Annotated in this window: 14 protein-coding genes; 11 read left to right on the top strand and 3 right to left on the bottom strand. The window is 66.4% G+C overall.

Features of this window, described 5'->3' with window-relative positions; genetic code table 11:
• Window positions 1-25: 25 nt before the first annotated feature.
• Genes BUB09_RS14560 through BUB09_RS14550 form a run of 3 tightly spaced genes read left to right on the top strand, consistent with a single transcriptional unit; the run spans window position 26 to window position 1559 of the window.
• A complete protein-coding gene (locus BUB09_RS14560) occupies window positions 26-478 on the top strand; it encodes an antitoxin Xre-like helix-turn-helix domain-containing protein (protein ID WP_217650313.1) in 453 nt (150 codons plus the stop codon).
• A 2-nt stretch (window positions 479-480) separates the two neighbouring features.
• Window positions 481-1176, top strand: a complete 696-nt coding sequence (locus BUB09_RS14555) for an RES family NAD+ phosphorylase (protein ID WP_072898689.1) — start codon at window positions 481-483, stop codon at window positions 1174-1176.
• 17 nt (window positions 1177-1193) lie between these two features.
• Window positions 1194-1559 carry a YajD family HNH nuclease gene (locus tag BUB09_RS14550; RefSeq protein WP_072898687.1) on the top strand — a complete coding sequence of 122 codons (366 nt, stop codon included), beginning with the start codon at window positions 1194-1196 and terminating at the stop codon, window positions 1557-1559.
• Between the two features lie 39 nt (window positions 1560-1598).
• Here the strand turns inward: BUB09_RS14550 and fdxA are convergent, their stop codons facing one another.
• A complete protein-coding gene (fdxA, locus tag BUB09_RS14545; protein ID WP_072898685.1) occupies window positions 1599-1922 on the bottom strand; it encodes a ferredoxin FdxA in 324 nt (107 codons plus the stop codon).
• 166 nt (window positions 1923-2088) lie between these two features.
• On the opposite strand from fdxA, the gene gshA reads away from it, so the two are divergent.
• From gshA to BUB09_RS14515, 6 genes are all read left to right on the top strand, one after another.
• A complete protein-coding gene (gshA, locus tag BUB09_RS14540; RefSeq protein WP_072898922.1) occupies window positions 2089-3402 on the top strand; it encodes a glutamate--cysteine ligase in 1314 nt (437 codons plus the stop codon).
• 2 nt (window positions 3403-3404) lie between these two features.
• Window positions 3405-4361: a glutathione synthase gene (gene gshB, locus BUB09_RS14535; RefSeq protein WP_072898683.1), complete on the top strand. Its 957-nt coding sequence runs from the start codon at window positions 3405-3407 to the stop codon at window positions 4359-4361.
• 22 nt (window positions 4362-4383) lie between these two features.
• Window positions 4384-4944, top strand: a complete 561-nt coding sequence (locus BUB09_RS14530) for a YqgE/AlgH family protein (protein WP_072898920.1) — start codon at window positions 4384-4386, stop codon at window positions 4942-4944.
• Window positions 4875-5366, top strand: a complete 492-nt coding sequence (gene ruvX / locus BUB09_RS14525; RefSeq protein ID WP_366486510.1) for a Holliday junction resolvase RuvX — start codon at window positions 4875-4877, stop codon at window positions 5364-5366. Before BUB09_RS14530 ends, ruvX begins: the two co-directional genes overlap by 70 nt.
• A 72-nt stretch (window positions 5367-5438) precedes the next feature.
• Window positions 5439-6428, top strand: a complete 990-nt coding sequence (locus tag BUB09_RS14520) for an aspartate carbamoyltransferase catalytic subunit (RefSeq protein ID WP_072898679.1) — start codon at window positions 5439-5441, stop codon at window positions 6426-6428.
• 17 nt (window positions 6429-6445) lie between these two features.
• Window positions 6446-7753 (top strand): dihydroorotase, encoded by a 1308-nt coding sequence (locus BUB09_RS14515; protein WP_072898918.1) that lies wholly within the window; start codon window positions 6446-6448, stop codon window positions 7751-7753.
• Here BUB09_RS14515 and BUB09_RS14510 read toward each other — a convergent pair whose 3' ends face one another.
• Window positions 7754-8089: a hypothetical protein gene (locus BUB09_RS14510; RefSeq protein WP_072898677.1), complete on the bottom strand. Its 336-nt coding sequence runs from the start codon at window positions 8087-8089 to the stop codon at window positions 7754-7756.
• 196 nt (window positions 8090-8285) lie between these two features.
• Between BUB09_RS14510 and BUB09_RS14505 the strand changes: the two genes are divergently transcribed.
• Window positions 8286-9953 carry a phosphoenolpyruvate carboxykinase (ATP) gene (locus BUB09_RS14505; protein WP_072898675.1) on the top strand — a complete coding sequence of 556 codons (1668 nt, stop codon included), beginning with the start codon at window positions 8286-8288 and terminating at the stop codon, window positions 9951-9953.
• Window positions 9954-10039: 86 nt separating this feature from the next.
• Here BUB09_RS14505 and BUB09_RS14500 read toward each other — a convergent pair whose 3' ends face one another.
• On the bottom strand, window positions 10040-12490 hold the full coding sequence (locus tag BUB09_RS14500) for a TonB-dependent receptor (RefSeq protein WP_072898673.1): 2451 nt from the start codon (window positions 12488-12490) through the stop codon (window positions 10040-10042).
• A gap of 363 nt (window positions 12491-12853) precedes the next feature.
• On the opposite strand from BUB09_RS14500, the gene BUB09_RS14495 reads away from it, so the two are divergent.
• Window positions 12854-16471, top strand: a complete 3618-nt coding sequence (locus tag BUB09_RS14495; RefSeq protein ID WP_072898671.1) for a M36 family metallopeptidase — start codon at window positions 12854-12856, stop codon at window positions 16469-16471.
• Window positions 16472-16572 lie beyond the last annotated feature (101 nt).

Below are 16572 nucleotides of genomic sequence, written 5' to 3'. Positions count from 1 at the left end.
TCGCCTGCGCACATAGTTTGTCCGCATGAGCACACATTATCCTGCCAAGCCGATGCTCGATGACGAAGCGCTGCGGGTCGCCGAAGCGGCGCCGGGCAGACGCGTCAGCTACGGCAAAGACGAGCGCGCGCGGCTGGCCAAGATGGTCACGCGCCTGTTTGATCACTGGCAGCTCGATACCGCCACGCAAGCCGAATTGCTGGGCCTGTCGGCCGGCAGCCGCACCGCGCTGAGCCGCTACCGGCGCGGCACCCCGTTGCCCGACAGCCGCGACCTGATGGACCGCGTCGGGCATCTGTTCGGCATTCACAAGAGCCTGCGCCTGCTGTATCCGGACAACCCCGAACTGGCCTATGACTGGCCGCAGCGCCGCAACGCCTCGCTGGATCGCTACACGCCGCTGGAGATCATGCTGGAGCAGGGCCTGCCTGGCCTCGTCGCGATTCGCGGCTATCTGGACCATCTGCGCGGCTTGTAGCGATGGCGCTCTACGACCAAGCCGTGCATTTCGACGGTGACCTGTATCGCAACGTGGTCAGCCTGCGCGTGTCACGCAATCTGGCCGACGACCTCAGCGACGACCCGGCCGACGCCGCACTGTTCGCGCAAGCCGAAATCGCCAGCAAGCCGCGCCTGCCGCTGCCGGCGATCAACCGGCCGTTCGAGGCCGGCTACGGTCAGGCGGTGCTCTACCCGTTCGTGCGCGGCCACTGGTTCGCTACGCGGTTCTCCGATGGCGGCCACCCGGCTTGGTACGGATCGCTGGACCTGGAGACGACGGTGCACGAAACCGTGCATCACTTCCGTCGCCGGCTGATCGACGACATCGGCGCCCAGGCACACGCGCGGCCGATCAGCGGCGAACGGCGCGTGTACCGGGTCGCCGCCGACGCGCTGCTGGTCGACCTGCGCGGCAAGCTCGACGAACAACCGGCATTGGTGGACCGCAATTCCTACGCGGTCTGCCAAGGCATCGGCCGCGATCTGCAGCAACGCGGACATCCCGGCCTGCTGACGCGCTCGGCGCGCTGTGCTGGCGACAACGCGGTGCTGTTTGACCGGCGCTACTTGTCCGATGTGCGCGACCACTGCTACCTGCGCTATCGCTACGACCCGGCCAGCGCTATCGTCGAAGTCGAACGCACGCCGGGCCAAGTCTGGCTGCGGCTTTCCTGACCAGCCGGACTCTGCTTTTGGCCACCAACAAGACCATCGACCACGCCAAACTCGACCGCATCGTCGCCGACCAGCGCCGTGCGTCAGAAGCGCGCAACCTCGGCTACCGCGAGCGAGCGCTGAAGATGTATCCGTGGGTCTGCGGCCGCTGCGCGCGCGAGTTCACGCGAGTGAATCTGCAAGAGCTGACCGTCCATCATCGCAATCACAATCACGACGACAATCCGGAAGACGGCAGCAACTGGGAGTTGCTGTGCGTCTACTGCCACGACAACGAGCACTCGCGCTACAAGGATTTCACCGGCGACACCTCGACGCCGGCCCCGGCGGCCGTGGCCACCGGCAATCCGTTCGCCGACCTCAAGTCGCTGCTGAAGAAGTAGGCCGCAGCGGCGCGCGGGGCGCCGGCGGCAGGCGGCGGTCTAGCGTTCGAGCAGCTGCAGCTTGCCCGGCTTGCCGTCCCAGTCCTTGGCGTCGGCCGGCTGGGGCTGCTTTTCGGTGATCACCGGCCAGGTTTTGGCCAGCTCGGCATTGAGCTTTTTGAACTCGGCCTGGTTCTCGGGCAGATCGTCTTCGGCAAAGATCGCTTCGGCCGGGCACTCCGGCTCGCAGAGCGTGCAGTCGATGCATTCTTCCGGGTCGATCACCAGGAAGTTAGGGCCTTCGTGGAAGCAGTCCACCGGGCACACCTCGACGCAGTCGGTGTATTTGCACTTGATGCAGTTTTCGGTGACGACAAAGGTCATGGCGCGGACGGTCTGAGGCTGATGTAGGGGTGTGAAGCGCGCGCATTGTAGCCGATGCCGCTGCCGTCCAAGTCCCTACATCCGGACGACGCCGGCCGCCGCGCAAAGCGCTGGCGGTAATCGGTTGGCGTTACCATGGCGGTCCCCGACGCACTGGATGGACACCATGGCCGACGACGCCCTCGCTCTCACCAGCGGCAACACCTCACCGCTGCTGACCTTCGAGACGCAGCTGCTCAAGCAGTCCGCGGATATCGAAGCCTGGTTCCGCAGCCAGTGGCACCAAACCCCGCCGCCGTTCTACTGCTCGGTGGACCTGCGCAATGCCGGCTTCAAGCTGGCGCCGGTCGATACCAACCTGTTCCCCGGCGGCTTCAACAACCTGAATCCCGAGTTCGAGTCGGTCTGCGTCCAGGCGATCCAATCGGCGGTCGAACGCGTCTGCCCGACCGCGACCGGCTTGTTGCTGGTGCCCGAGAACCACACGCGCAACAAGTTCTATCTGGAAAACGTCGCCACGCTACATGACTTGATCCAGAAGGCCGGCTACCACGTCCGTGTCGGATCGCTACTGCCCGATCTGCGCGAGCCCACCGAACTGACGCTGGAGATCTCCGGCCGCACGTTGCGGCTCGAACCCTTGCAGCGCAGCGGCGACCGCGTGAACGTGGCGGGCTTCGATCCCTGTCTGGTGCTGCTCAACAACGATCTGTCGGGCGGCATTCCCGAGATCCTGCAGAACCTCGACCAGAACGTGATGCCGCCGCAGGAGCTGGGCTGGCATTCGCGGCTCAAGTCGTCGCACTTCGGCTACTACCGCGAAGTGGCGCGCGAGTTCGGCGCGGTGGCTGGCATCGACAGCTGGTGGGTCGATCCGCTGTTCCGCAACTGCGGGCAGATCAACTTCCTGAAGCGCGAAGGCGAGGAATGCCTGATCAGCAATGTCGAGCTGCTGCTCGAAGACATCAAGGAAAAGTACCGCCAGTACGACATCAAGGAACAGCCGTTCGTCATCGTCAAAAGCGATGCCGGCACCTACGGCATGAGCGTGATGACGGTGCGCAGCGTCGATGAGCTGCGCGAAATGAACCGCAAGGCACGCACGCACATGTCCAGCGCCAAGGAAGGCCGCGACGTCACCGGCGCGATCATCCAGGAAGGCGTCTACACGTTCGAAACCTGGGGCGCTGAAAACCACACAGCTGAGCCGGTCGTGTACATGATCGACCGCTTCGTCGTCGGCGGCTTCTACCGCGTCAACGAAAAGCGCGGCAACCAGGAAAACCTCAATTCGCCCGGCATGAGCTTCAAGCCGCTGCCGTTCGAAAGCTGCTGTAGCCACCCGGACCGAACGCTGTCGCCCGACGCAATGCCCAACCGCGCTTATGCCTACGGCGTGGTCGCCCGGCTGGCGCTGCTGGCTGCCGCCCGCGAAGTCGCTGCGTCGCACCGCCTCGTCGCTGCATCCAAGGCCGCTTGAGCATGCCGCGCCTAGGCGTGGTGATGGACCCGATCGGGTCCATCAAGCCGTACAAGGACACGACGCTGGCCCTGATGCTGGCCGCGCAGAAACGCGGCTGGCAGCTGGTGTATTTCGAGCTGGGCGACCTGTGGCTGCGCGATGGCGTGGCCTGGGGTCGCGGCCGCCGCGTCACGGTGGCCGACGACAAGCGCAACTGGTACCAGTTTGACTCCCAAGCCGAAGCACTGCGGCTCGGCGAGCTCGACGCGATCCTGATGCGCAAGGACCCGCCGTTCGACCTCGAATACGTGACGGCGACTTACCTGCTCGAGCGCGCCGAAGCGCAGGGTGCGCTGGTGGTCAACCGCCCCGACAGCCTGCGCGACTGCAACGAGAAGATGTTCACCGCGTGGTTCCCGGAGCTGTGCCCGCCGACGCTGTTCTCGCGCGACGCGGCGACGCTGCGTGCGTTTCACGCCGAACACGGCGACGTGATCTACAAGCCGGTCGACGGCATGGGCGGCATGGGCATCTTCCGCGTCGGCGCCGACGGTATGAATCTGGGGTCGGTGATCGAGCAGCTGACGCTGATGGGCACGCGCACGATCGTCGCCCAGCGCTATCTGCCGGCGATCAAGGACGGTGACAAGCGCGTGCTGGTCGTCGACGGCCAAGCGGTGCCGTACTGCCTGGCGCGCGTGCCGCAGGCCGGCGAGACGCGCGGCAATCTGGCCGCCGGCGGCAGCGGCGAGCCGCGCCCACTGACCGACGACGACCGCCGGATTGCCGCTGCGGTCGGACCCGAGCTGCAGCGCCGCGGCCTGCTGTTTGTCGGCCTCGACGTGATCGGCGACCGCCTGACCGAAATCAACGTGACCAGCCCGACCTGCGCCCGCGAGATCGACGCTGCGTTCGGCACCGACATCGGCGGGCTGCTGATTGATGCCATCGAGCGCCGGCTCGCCGCGCGCCGTTGAAGGCTTGGGCGATACTGCGGGCATGAGCCAGGACCACTTTCTGAAAAACCAGTTTCTCGTCGCAATGCCCGGCATGCAGGACGAGACGTTCAATCACACGGTATCGCTGCTGTGCGAGCACAACGACAAAGGCGCCGTGGCGCTGGTGATCAACCGCCCGACGGACCTGGCGCTCAGTGCGATGCTCGAACAGATGGGCCTGTCGCACGACGGCATCGGTGACGATCCGCCGATCTACTGGGGCGGCCCAGTGCAGCCGGAACGCGGCTTCGTCGTGCATCGCGAGCCGGGCGGCTGGGAATCCTGCCTGCATGTGCAGGACGACCTGTACATCACCACGTCGCGCGACATCCTCAGCGCGATCGGCAACGGCCGCGGGCCGCGCGACTATCTGGTCACGCTTGGCTACGCCGGCTGGAGCGCCGGCCAGCTCGAAGACGAAATCCTGCACAACTCCTGGCTCAACACACCGGTCAACGGCGACGTGCTGTTCGCGCTGCCGCCGCGTGAACGCTGGCAGGCGGCAACCCGGCTGCTTGGCGTCGACGTGACCCAGCTGACCGGCGCAGCGGGGCACGCCTGAGCCAGTACCTGGCCTTCGACTACGGTCAGCGCCGCATCGGCACGGCCATCGGCGACCGCCTGACCGGCGCCGCCCGCCCGCTGGCCACGATCGCCCAGCACAGCCAGCCGGACTGGGCGGCGATCGACCGGCTGATCGCGGACTGGCGGCCGGCGGCCCTGATCGTCGGCCTGCCACTGGACGAAGACGGCGGCGAGCAGCCGATCACCGAGCCGGCGCGCCGCTTCGCTCGACAACTGGAAGCGCGAACGCGGCTGCCTGTGCACTTGGCCGACGAGCGCTACAGCTCGCGCGCCGCCGACGATGCGCTGCGCAGTGCGCGCGCCAGCGGCGCAATGAACCGCCGGGTCCGCAAAGGCGACCGCGACGGCGAGGCGGCGCGGATCATCCTTGAACAATGGATGGCCGAGCAGCCGGGCTGAGTGCTGCCGGCGGAGTAGGACAAAACAGCCCATCCAGCACGGCGGGGCGCTCTGCTAAACTCGCGCCCCAGCATGAAAACTCCCTCCCTGCAACTCGACGAGCACGGCCGCCTGCGGCACTTGCTGACGATGGAGGGTCTGCCCCGCGACCTGATCCTGCGTCTGCTCGACCGTGCCGAAGGCTTGGCTCAAGCCACATCCGGCGCCGAAAAGAAGGTCGCGCTGCTCAACGGCCGCACGGTCGTCAACCTGTTCTTCGAAGCGTCGACCCGCACCCGCACCACGTTCGAGCTGGCGGCCAAGCGCCTGTCGGCCGACGTGATCAACCTGCAGATCGCCGCGTCGTCGACCAGCAAGGGCGAAACGCTGCTCGACACGCTCAAGACGATGGAAGCGATGCAGGCCGACATGTTCGTCGTCCGCCACGAAGCCAGCGGCGCAGCGCATTTCTTCGCCGAACATGCGGCACCGGGCGTGGCGATCCTCAATGCCGGCGACGGCCGCCACGCGCATCCGACGCAGGGCTTGCTCGACCTGTACACGATCCGCGCGCACGCGCCCAAGGCGCGCAGCGCCGGCTTCGGCGCCCTGTCGGTCGCGATCGTCGGCGACGTGCTGCATTCGCGGGTCGCACGCTCGGACATCCACGGCCTGCGCACGCTCGGCTGCGTCGACATCCGCGTCGTCGCGCCGCCGCCGCTGATCCCGGCCGGCATCGAATCGATGGGCGTGCGCGTGTTCCATGACCTCGAACGCGGCCTCGACGGCGTCGATGTCGTGATCCTGCTGCGACTCCAGAAAGAGCGGATGCTCGGCGCCTTCCTGCCGTCGCTGGCCGAATTCCATGCCGACTTCGGCCTAACTCGCGAGCGGTTCCGCCAGCTCAAGCCGGACGCGATCGTGATGCACCCCGGCCCGATCAACCGCGGCGTCGAAATCGAAGGCGAACTCGCCTATGGCGAGCGTTCGCTGATCCTGCAACAAGTCACGCACGGCATCGCCGTGCGCATGGCGGTGATGGCCGAGATTCTCGGCTCGCCTGCCGCCGAGGTGCTGTCATGAGCTCGTCGAGCACCGCGCTGTCGCTGCTGATCCGCAACGTCCGCGTGCTCGACCCGAGCAGTGGCTTTGACGCGGTGGTCAACGTCGGCATCCGTGACGGTCGCATCGACCATCGCGGCGAAGCGCTGCCCGACACCGCCTACGACCAGACGCTGGATGGTGACGGCTGCTGGCTGATGCCGTCGGCGATCGACCTCGCCGCCCGCTTTCGCGAGCCAGGCGCCACGCACAAAGCCGACTTCCAGTCAGAAACCGGCGCTGCCCAAGCCGGCGGCATCGGCTGCGTCGTGCTGCCGCCCGACACCAGCCCAGTGGTCGACTCCCCCGCCGTCGTCGACCGCATCAACGGCAAGGCCGCCCGCATTCACGGGCTCGACATCGCCGTACTCGGCGCGCTGACGCAAGGCCTCAAAGGCGAAGCCCTGGCATCGATGAGTGCGCTGCAGCGCGCCGGCTGCGTCGGCTTCGGCAATGCGCTGGCACCGCTGCGCAATGCGCTGGTGGCGCGGCGCGCCCTGGAATACGCACACGGCTTGAACGCCACCGTGCACGTGTTCGCCCAAGATGCTGATCTGGCCAACGGCGGCTGCGCCCACGAAGGGCCGGTCGGCACGCGGCTGGGCTTGCCGCCGATTCCGATCGCAGCCGAGGTCGCGGCGCTGCGGCTGTGGATCTCACTGGTCGAAGACACCGGAGCCCGGGTTCATTTTTGCCGGCTGTCGACCGCCAGCGGCGCGCAGTTGCTGGAATCGGCGCAGGCGCGTGGCTTGCCGGTCAGCGCCGACGTCGCTGCACACCAGCTGGCGATGATCGACGCCGACGTCGAAGGCTTTGACGCGATGGCACATCTGGTGCCGCCGCTGCGCACCGCGCGCGACCGCGACAGCCTGCGCGAAGCCGTGGCGCGCGGCGTCATCAGCGCCGTCTGCTCCGATCATCAGCCGCATGAGCCCGACGCCAAGATCAATCCGTTCCCGCTGACCGAGCCCGGCATCGCCGCGCTCGAAACGCTATTGCCGCTGCTGATCGAACTGGTCCATGCCGGCCTGCTGAGCCCGCTGCAGCTGGCGGCGCGCACCAGCCTTGGACCGGCGCTGGTACTCGGCCGTGCCGAGCCGGCCATCAGCCCCGGTTCCCCGGCCAACCTGGTGTTGATCGACCCCGAGCGCCGCTGGACGATCGACACCCGTGACCCGCTGAGCTGGCACAGCCGCGGGCGCAATACACCATTTGCCGGCCGTACATTCTGCGGGCGGCCGGTGCTGACGCTGCACGGCGGGCGCATCGTCTGGCAGGCACCGGCGGCCGCCGCCGGTGCGGCTTGATCAGCGCGTGGCGTCCACCGGAGCCGGCAGCGTGACGTATGGAGCGGCGTCGACCGGCGCGGCCGGTTTGCGGAACATGCTGCCGGGACTGACCGGCCGGGCATCGACGACCGGCGCCCGCCCCTCTTGCTCCCGCTTGAAGTTGTGCTGGGCAAAGTTGCCCTTGGCCGCATCGCCGAAATGACCTTGGTCGATATCGCCAAAGTGACCGGCCTGGCGGTCGCCGAAACGAGCCGGTGCGGACGCCGGCTCGTCGGCTTGGGCCAGACCGCCGGTGCCGAGCGTGGCCACTGCCAGCACGCCGGCGGCGACGTAGGTCGATGCGAGTCGATTCATCGTCAATACACTTCAGGAAGGACAGGCTGAGCCCGAGTATAGGCCGCGCGGCACAGGGTGCCTGCACGTTCGGTCATGGATATTTTGCACCCCGCTCACTATGCTTCGAAATATGGATTGCAGCGCTTTTGCATATGGCAGCCGCGCGTTTTGCCGTCACCCGCTTTAAGAACTTCCAAATCCTTGAGGATGCATCATGACGTTTCAGACGAGCTTTCAGGCCGATCTCGAAAAACTGTTCGGTCTCAAGACCGTCAGCTACAAGTACAACCTCGGCAAGACCGAGCTGTTTCATGAAGCCATCGCCAACGACCGCGGCCGGGTCAAGCGCGGCGGCGGCAGCAACGAGCAGAAGGCGTTCCCGACCATCCTCGGCGACAAGGGTCCGCTGGTGTACTACACCGATCCGGACTGCACCGGCCGCCGCACCAAGGACACCTACGCGGTCAAGTGGCCCGACGTGGCCGACGAGATCTGGTTCAAGGCCGACCTGAACCCCTACCAGCCGGCCCAGTACGAAGCCCTGCTCGCCCGCGTCGTCGCCCATCTGAATGAAAAGAAGGGCACGTTGTACGTGAAGGACCTGTTCATGGGTTCGGACCCGGATTTCGCGGTCCCTTATCGCTTCGTCGGCGAATACGCGACGCATGCGATGTTCTGCCACAACATGTTCCCGAAGGACCTGCAGGGCGTGAAGGACGTCGACAGCCGTCGCTGGACGATGCTCAACGTGCCCAGCTTCGTCTGCGTGCCCGAGCGTGATGGCTGCCGCGCCGAAGCCGCGGTGATCGTCGACACCAAGAACAAGATCTGCCTCGTGGCCGGCCGCGCCGACTACTGCGGCGTCAATAAGAAGACCATCTTCACGGTCGGCAACTACCTGCTGCCCAAGGAAGGCCGTCTGTCGATGCACTGCTCGGCCAACGTCGGCAAGAACAACGACGCGGCGATCCTGTTCGGCTTGTCGGGCACCGGTAAGACCACGCTGTCGGCCGATGCCAACCGCCGCCTGATCGGCGACGACGAGATCATCTGGTCGGACAACGGCCTGTGCAACCTCGAAGACGGCTGCTACGCCAAGCTGATCGACCTCGACAAGGAAAACGAGCCGGTCATCGCCCAGGCGCTGAGCAAGCCCGGCACGATCATCGAAAACGTGCCGCCGCTGCCCGGCAAGAAGATGGAAGAGTGCCACCCGGACGAACTTGATCTGTTCGACGGCTCCATCGCCGAGAACACCCGTTTCAGCTACCCGCTGGACGCCAACCCGAACATCATGCCCAACGGCCAGGGCCCGCATCCGAAGACCATCGTGCTGCTGACGGCCGATGCGTTCGGCGTGCTGCCTCCGGTGTCGATCCTTGAACCCAAGGACGTGATGTACCACTTCGTGTCCGGCTTCACCGCCCGCGTCGCCGGCACCGAAGTCGGCGTCAGCGAACCGCAGCCGACGTTCTCGGCCTGCTTCGGTGGCCCGTTCATGGCACAGCGTCCCAACGTCTACGCCGAGCTGCTGGCCAAGAAGATGGAGCAGAACAAGACCCGCTGCATCCTGCTGAACACCGGCTGGAGCGGCGGCGGCGCCACCAGCGGCGGCGCCCGCATGAAGCTCAAGGTCACGCGCGCATTGCTCAATGCAGCGCTCAACGGCGAGCTGGACAACGTTGAAACCGAAGTGCAGCCGATCCTGAATCTGAAGATGCCCAAGAGCTGCCCGGGCGTGGACAGCACGATCCTGAACCCGCGCAACACCTGGACCGACAAGGACGCCTACGACGCCACGGCGACCAAGCTGCGCGACATGTTCCGCGACAACTTCAAGAAGAAGGGCTTCGCCGCGTTCGGCATCGAAGAACGCATCTAAGCCTCGCGCGACATCGCGGTACAAAACGGCCACCCTCGCGGTGGCCGTTTTCGTTGGCGGCGCCGCAACGGCGCGGCGCCCGCGCTTTAGAACTGCGCTGCGATCGCGACGAACAGCTGCCGGCCGTTGGCCTGCTGCGCGAAGTAGGTGCCGGGGAAGAACGTCGCGTCGATCACCTGATTGAGCACGCGCTTGTCGCCGAGGTTGGTGCCGCCGATCGTCAGCGACAGCGATTCGTCGTCGTTGGCGATCGTCAGACGCGCGTTATAGATCGTGTAGGCCGGGACGAACGTGTTCGGGTCGAGATCGGCGTCGGTGAACTGGTCACCTTGATAGATCACGTCGCCGGCGAGGCGCCCGCCGAGGCCCAGCGGCAGCGGAAAGCTCAACTGCGGTGTCAGCGATGCGGTCTGTCGCGGCGCGAATGCGATGCGCTTGCCGCTCAGGTCCTGCAAGGCGCCGATCTGCAGATTGCCGTTGGCGTCACGCACCGGTGCCGGGGCATCGCGATAGTCGTCGTAGGTGGCGTCGAGCAGGCCGAAGCTGCCGCTGATCTGCAACGGCTGCCACGGCGTCAGCCACAGAAAGTCGCCTTCCAGGCCCTGCGAGGTCGCCGATGCCGCGTTGCTGACATCGAAGAACACGCCGTTGAATGCCAGCACCTGCAGGTCGGTGAACTTCGTGCGATACAGCGTGGCATTGAAGCGCAGCGTGCGGTCGAAGAACTCGGACTTGGCGCCGAGTTCGAAGGTGTCGGCGGTTTCGGGACGGAACTCCAGGTCCTCGCCGGTATACGACAGCGAATTGAAGCCGCCGCTCTTGTAGCCGCGCGCGTAGGAGCCGTACAGATTGACGCCAGTATCGGCGAAATACTGCAGCACCAGCTTGGGTGACACGTCGAACTCATTGCGCTGAAGTCCGCGCTGGTCGTAGGCATTGGCCATCAACAGCGTCGAGATCACGCATGGCGGGTTGTCGCCAACCGCGAGCCGGCAATTGGGCGTGCCGCGCGAATCGACATCCTTCTGCTCGCGGTTGATGCGCACGCCGGGCGTCACGGCCCAGCGCTCGGTGATGTGCCAGGTCGCCTGGCCAAACCCGGCGATCGACAGCGTGTCCTGCAGATAATCGAATGCGTAGTTGTCGGGCCCGATCAGCGGCGCTGTGATGTCGCCGAAGATCGGCAGGCCCGGCAGGCTCACATTGCTGCCGTCGCCGCAGATGCCGGGCGGCAAGCCGGCGAGCTGGCAGAAATCGCGCGTCAGCAGATAGCTGCCAATATCGGCGCCGGCATTGATGCTGGCCCGCAGCTGATAGCGCGAGTCGTAAACGAAGCCACCGGCGACGAACTCGACCTTGTCGCCGAGGCCAAACAACGTGTCGGTCTCGCCGGCGAAGCGCAGCTCGGCCGATAGCTGCTCGTGATGCTCGTGGCTGTCGAGCCGCGCGATGTCAGCCGGTGATACGTCCAGCTCGTTGAGCTGATTGATATGGAAGCGCGACCCGGCCAGCACCAGCACCGCGTTGCTGTTGTGCACGCTGCCGATGTCACCGATGGCCCACTGCGTGCGCAAGCCCAGCGTCTGCGAGCCCTTGTTGATGAAGCCGGCCGTATCGCTCTGCGTGCGGAAATTGGTCGGGTTGTCTTCGACGCCGGCATCGAAGGCTTCCAGATAGCCGCGCGTGTCGTCGTCGAGCTTGAACAGCTGGTACGGCCAGAACGGCGCCGAGGTGTCAGACGCCTGGAACATCAGGTCGCTGGTGACCGAATCGAACGGAAACAGCCGGAACTTCAGCCGCGCAGCTTTCTGCTCGAGCGCTTCCTCGTCGCGGTTCAGGAACGTGTTGCGCAGCTGGCCGTCTTCCTTGCGATACAAACCCGCGACGCGCGCCCCGCCCCAGTCGGCGAACATGCCGCCGGCGCCGGCATCGATGCGCTGCGTGTTGAAACTGCCGTAGGTCACGCGGCCGTCGCTGCTGAACGTATCGGTGGGGTTTTTCGTGGTCACGTTGAACACGCCGGCGATCGTGTTCTTGCCGAACAGCGTGCCCTGCGGGCCGCGCAGCACCTCGACGCGGTCGACGTCGTACATCGACTCGGTGAAGTAGCCCGGCCGGCCGTAGAAAATGTCGTCCTGGACGAAGCCCACCGAGCTTTCGAAGCTGGGATTGAACGCATTGGTGCCGAAGCCGCGGATGAACAGCTGCGGCGATCCAAGATCGTCGGCGTCGACGCGCACGTTGGGCACGTAGAGCGCCACGTCGGCCAGATCGGCCGCACCGGTTTCGCGGATGAAGCCACCGTCGAGCGCCGTGACCGAAATGGGCACCTCCTGCAATGACTGGCTGCGCTTCTGCGCGGTGACGACGATTTCTTCGAGCTGCGCCGGCTCGCTGCTACTCAATGCTTCGGCTGGCTCGGCCGGAGGTGCGACCGCGATCGTCTCCAGCGAATCGACTTCAATGTCGGCCTGCTGGGCCGCAGCAGTCGCGGTCGCGGCCGCCAGCAGCAGCGCCGTGAGGTTCAATGACTTCATCCTGTGTCTTCCCCGAGTGGTAGCGGACCGTGCAAAGCGGCGCCGTCGCGCCCGCATGCTAACGAAATCCGCAGCGACGTCCGCGCGCCTGCTCGCGTGAATCACGCCATGTCGGTGCAATTAGGCTGCATTTGCTGGTGCATCGCCAACCCCTCGGACCACGACCGGAAATCCCCTCAGGCGATGCGGTCATCGAATCGTCATCATCGAAGTGAACGTCGAGTCGGGTCGCTATCGATGCCTCGACCGCGCACGTTTCAGGGGGATGCTCGATCCGTCCGCACAGGGGTGTGCAGACGACTTTTTCCACGCCTCGATCGCCAATGGACGGGCGATGGCGTATCGCTGGATTGCCACCACTCGATGACTTCACTTCCGCGTCTGCTCCCGGCGGCCGCCAGCCTCGCGCTGCTGCTGTCCGTCACGCTGCCCGCCCAGGCCGTCTTCCTGGCCACCGACAAGCCGGCGCCGGCCAGTGTCGATCTGCGCCCCGGCGTGCTGCAGCCGGCGGCTGCGCAACTGGCGGCCGTATCGGCGCTGGGCGGCCACGCCACGTGGAATCGCTTCGGCACCGTGCACTCGCTGGTGCGTCACGGTGGCTATCTCGCGACCGGGCTCGCCGGCACGCCGGTCGAAGCCGCGCGTACGTTCATCAAGACCCACCGCGATTTGTTCAAGCTGTCGGCGGCCGCAGTTGATCAACTGGAGTTGGTCAACGACGGCATCACGCCGGGCAGCGCCGGCCATGCGGTGCTGTTCCGCCAACGCTTCGGCGGGATGCGCGTCAGCCACGACGGCCTGATCACGGTCGGCATCGCCGGCGGCAAGGTGTACTACGTGTCCTCATCGTCGGCCGGCGATCAGCCGCTGCCGGCAGCGCCGCGCCTGACGGCCGGTCAGGCTTGGCTGGCCGCCGCGGACGACATCAACCGGCGCGTATCGCCGAGTGCGATCCGCTCGATCACCGACACGGTGCAGGGCAAGGGCTGGAATCTGTTGCGCGTCGCCGGCTTTGCCGACGTGCAGCGTGCGCGCCTGGTGGCAATGCCGATGCCGCTGGGCGGCGTCGTGCCGGCCTACGAGACCATCGTGCTCGACAGCATCGCCGGCGTGCCGATGGCCTATGTGCACTTCATCGACGCGCGCAGTGGCGCGGTGCTGCGCCGTGAAAACCGCTTGTACAACCAGAGCGCCGGGGCCACGCCCACGCCTTTCACCGGCTCGCTGCCGGACGACGGCAGCTGCGCCGAGCGCGCCGACTTCGATGTCGCGGCCGGCAATGCATCAATCAGCGTCGTCGCCTCGGCCATCAATGTCGGCAATGACATCAACATCAACCTTTATACCGGCGGCAAGCTGGTGGCGACGACCGACCTGCTGACCTCGCCCGAAGCGCTGAACTACGCGCCGCCGGGCGGCGTCGCGGCTGGCACCTATCAGGTCGAAATCTGCAGCTTCGACGGCGCGGCACCGCTGCCGCCGACGAACTACGCCGGCTTGTTCACGGCCAGCACGACGGCGGCGCCCGGCACCGGCTCGCTGCTGCCGTATCCGCCGAAGTGGTCGTGGTTCGCCGGTACGCCGACGCAGGACTACAGCGACACCGACAACCGCGTGCTCGGCTGCTGGCAGAACACCGTCAACGGCAGCCCGGTTGCCGGCTGCGGCCTGGAACTGAACAACATCGCGGCGCGCGCGCCCTGGGACATCATCCCGGCGCTGGGGCTGCCGAGCTTCACGACGATCGGCAACGCCGCCGTCACCGCGCAAGCCTGGCTGTCGCCGCTGACGCCAGCCGAAAATATTCGGCCGGTCAGCACCACGCGCGAGTACGTCTACCCGTTCACCAATGTCTGGCACAACTCGCAGTGCAGCCCGACCAATCTGGTGCCCGGCGGCAACGACATCGACGCGGTGGTCGCGCATCTGTTCGCCACGCACAACCGCATGCACGACTGGAGCTACTTCCTGGGCTGGACCGAGCGCAACTACAACATGCAGCTCGACAACTTCGGCCTGACCGATCCGACCGTCGCCAACGACCCCGAGATCGGCAACGCGCAAGCCGGTGCGATCACCGGCGCACCCGGCACGCCGACGTTCGCGCTGCTCACCGGCCGTGACAATGCCAACCAGATCGCGCTGCAGGACGGCGTGCCCGGCATCACCAACCAGTATCTGTTCCAGCCGATCGGCGGCGTGATCTATGCGCCTTGCGCCGACGGCGATCTGGACATGGGCATCGTCGGCCACGAGTACACGCATGCGACGAGCAATCGCATGATCGGTGGTCCTGACCAAAGCATCGGTGGCCATCAGGGCGGCGCGATGGGCGAAAGCTGGAGCGATCTCGCGGCCACCGAATACCAGCTCGAATACGGCTTCCTGCCGCAGGCCGGCACTGACGACACGGCGCTCGGCTCTTACGCCACCGGCAACAAGCAGCGCGGTATCCGCGACTTTTCGCTTGAGGACAACCCGCTCAACTACAGCAATGTCGGCTTCGATACGCCCGGCCCGGAGGTGCATTCCGACGGCGAGATCTGGAACGCGGTGCAGTGGCAGCTGCGCAAGGCGTTCATCGACGAGTACAACGGCCGCTTCCCGGTCGGCGATGCCGCGCGTCAGAAGGACTGCGCCGACGGCAAGTTCCTGGCCGATGCCTGCCCCGGTAATCGGCGCTGGATCCAGCTGGTGTACGACTCGTTCCTGCTGATGCCCGCGGCACCGAGCATGCTCGATGCGCGTGACGCGATGCTCGCCGCCGACATGGCGCGCTTCGGCGGCGCCAACCAGAAGCTGATGTGGAAGGTGTTTGCGCAGCGCGGCATGGGCGAGGACGCGTACTCGGTCGACGGCGAAGACACCGCGCCGATCGCGCACTTCGGCTCGCCGCTGGAGAGCGCACAGACCACGCTGCGCTTTGCAACGCGCGCCGGTGATGAGTCCAATGCGGCGATCACCAATGCCAAGCTGTACGTCGGCCAGTTCAGCATGCGCAGCCGGCCGATCGCTGACACCGACCCGGCCACGGTCATCGACACCACGTCGGACATCACGCGGCTTGCCACGCAGAATCTCGGCGACACGGCGACGCTGGTGCCGGGCACCTACGATTTCATCGTCGTGGCGCCGGGCTACGGTATCCACCGCTTCTCGCGCGTGCTCTCCGCCGGCACCTTCGACTTTACGGTGACCTTGCCGACCAACTGGGCTTCGCTGAGCAAGACCGCCAGCGTCGTCACCACGGCCACCGACGAAGCCAACATCGCGCTGAAGGACACGGTGATCGACGACTCCGAAGAAACCGGTGCGCGCATCGGCGACAACGGTTTGGTCGCCGGCGCCTATGCGATCGTCAAGTTGGCTGGCGGCAGCCACCGCATCAGCAGCGTCAACGTCAGCACGGCGGCAGGCCCGAACAACCCGGGCCGCTTTACCGCGCTGCGCGCGTTCGAGTTGCTGGCCTGCAGCGGCAGCTGCGACACGCCGGATGCATTTACCAAGGTGATCTACACCAGCCCGGCCGATGCGTTCCCGAGCTTCTTGATCCGTCCGGTGCAGAACGATCTGTTCATCAAGAGCTTCAGCTTCGCGCCCGTCGACGCGACGCATTTGATGCTGAAAGTCGTCAGCAGCCAGTGCACCGGCAACCCGTTGTTTGCCGGCGAACAGGACGCCGACCCGCTGAACGACACCGACTGCGCAACGGCGGCGGCGCTGACCGATCCGACCGACCCGACGCAGCTGATCACGCCGCCGCCGGCACCGGGCAGCGTCGTGCGCCTGACCGACCTGCAAGTGTTCAGCGCTGCGCCGAGCGCGACCGGCACGCCGCCGGCCAGTGGTGGCGGTGGTGGCAGCGATGGCAGCGCCAGCACCGGTGGTGGTGGTGGCGGCGGCGCCGTCGGTGGCGTCACGCTGCTGTCGCTGATGCTGGCCGGCTTGCTGCGGCGCCGTCGCGCCGCAGAGGCTCGCTGAGCACGTCGCGGCCTCGCGCGCGGTATCGAGCCGCGTGCGGTGTTGCCTTCGGGGCAGCGCCGCACGCGGCTTTTTTGTGGCCGCGCGCGGCGCGGGCTAGG

The organism is Hydrocarboniphaga daqingensis (assembly GCF_900129825.1).
GTDB lineage: Bacteria > Pseudomonadota > Gammaproteobacteria > Nevskiales > Nevskiaceae > Hydrocarboniphaga > Hydrocarboniphaga daqingensis.
Note: the sequence above shows the minus strand (reverse complement) of the source record. Positions and strands in the feature narration are given on the sequence as shown.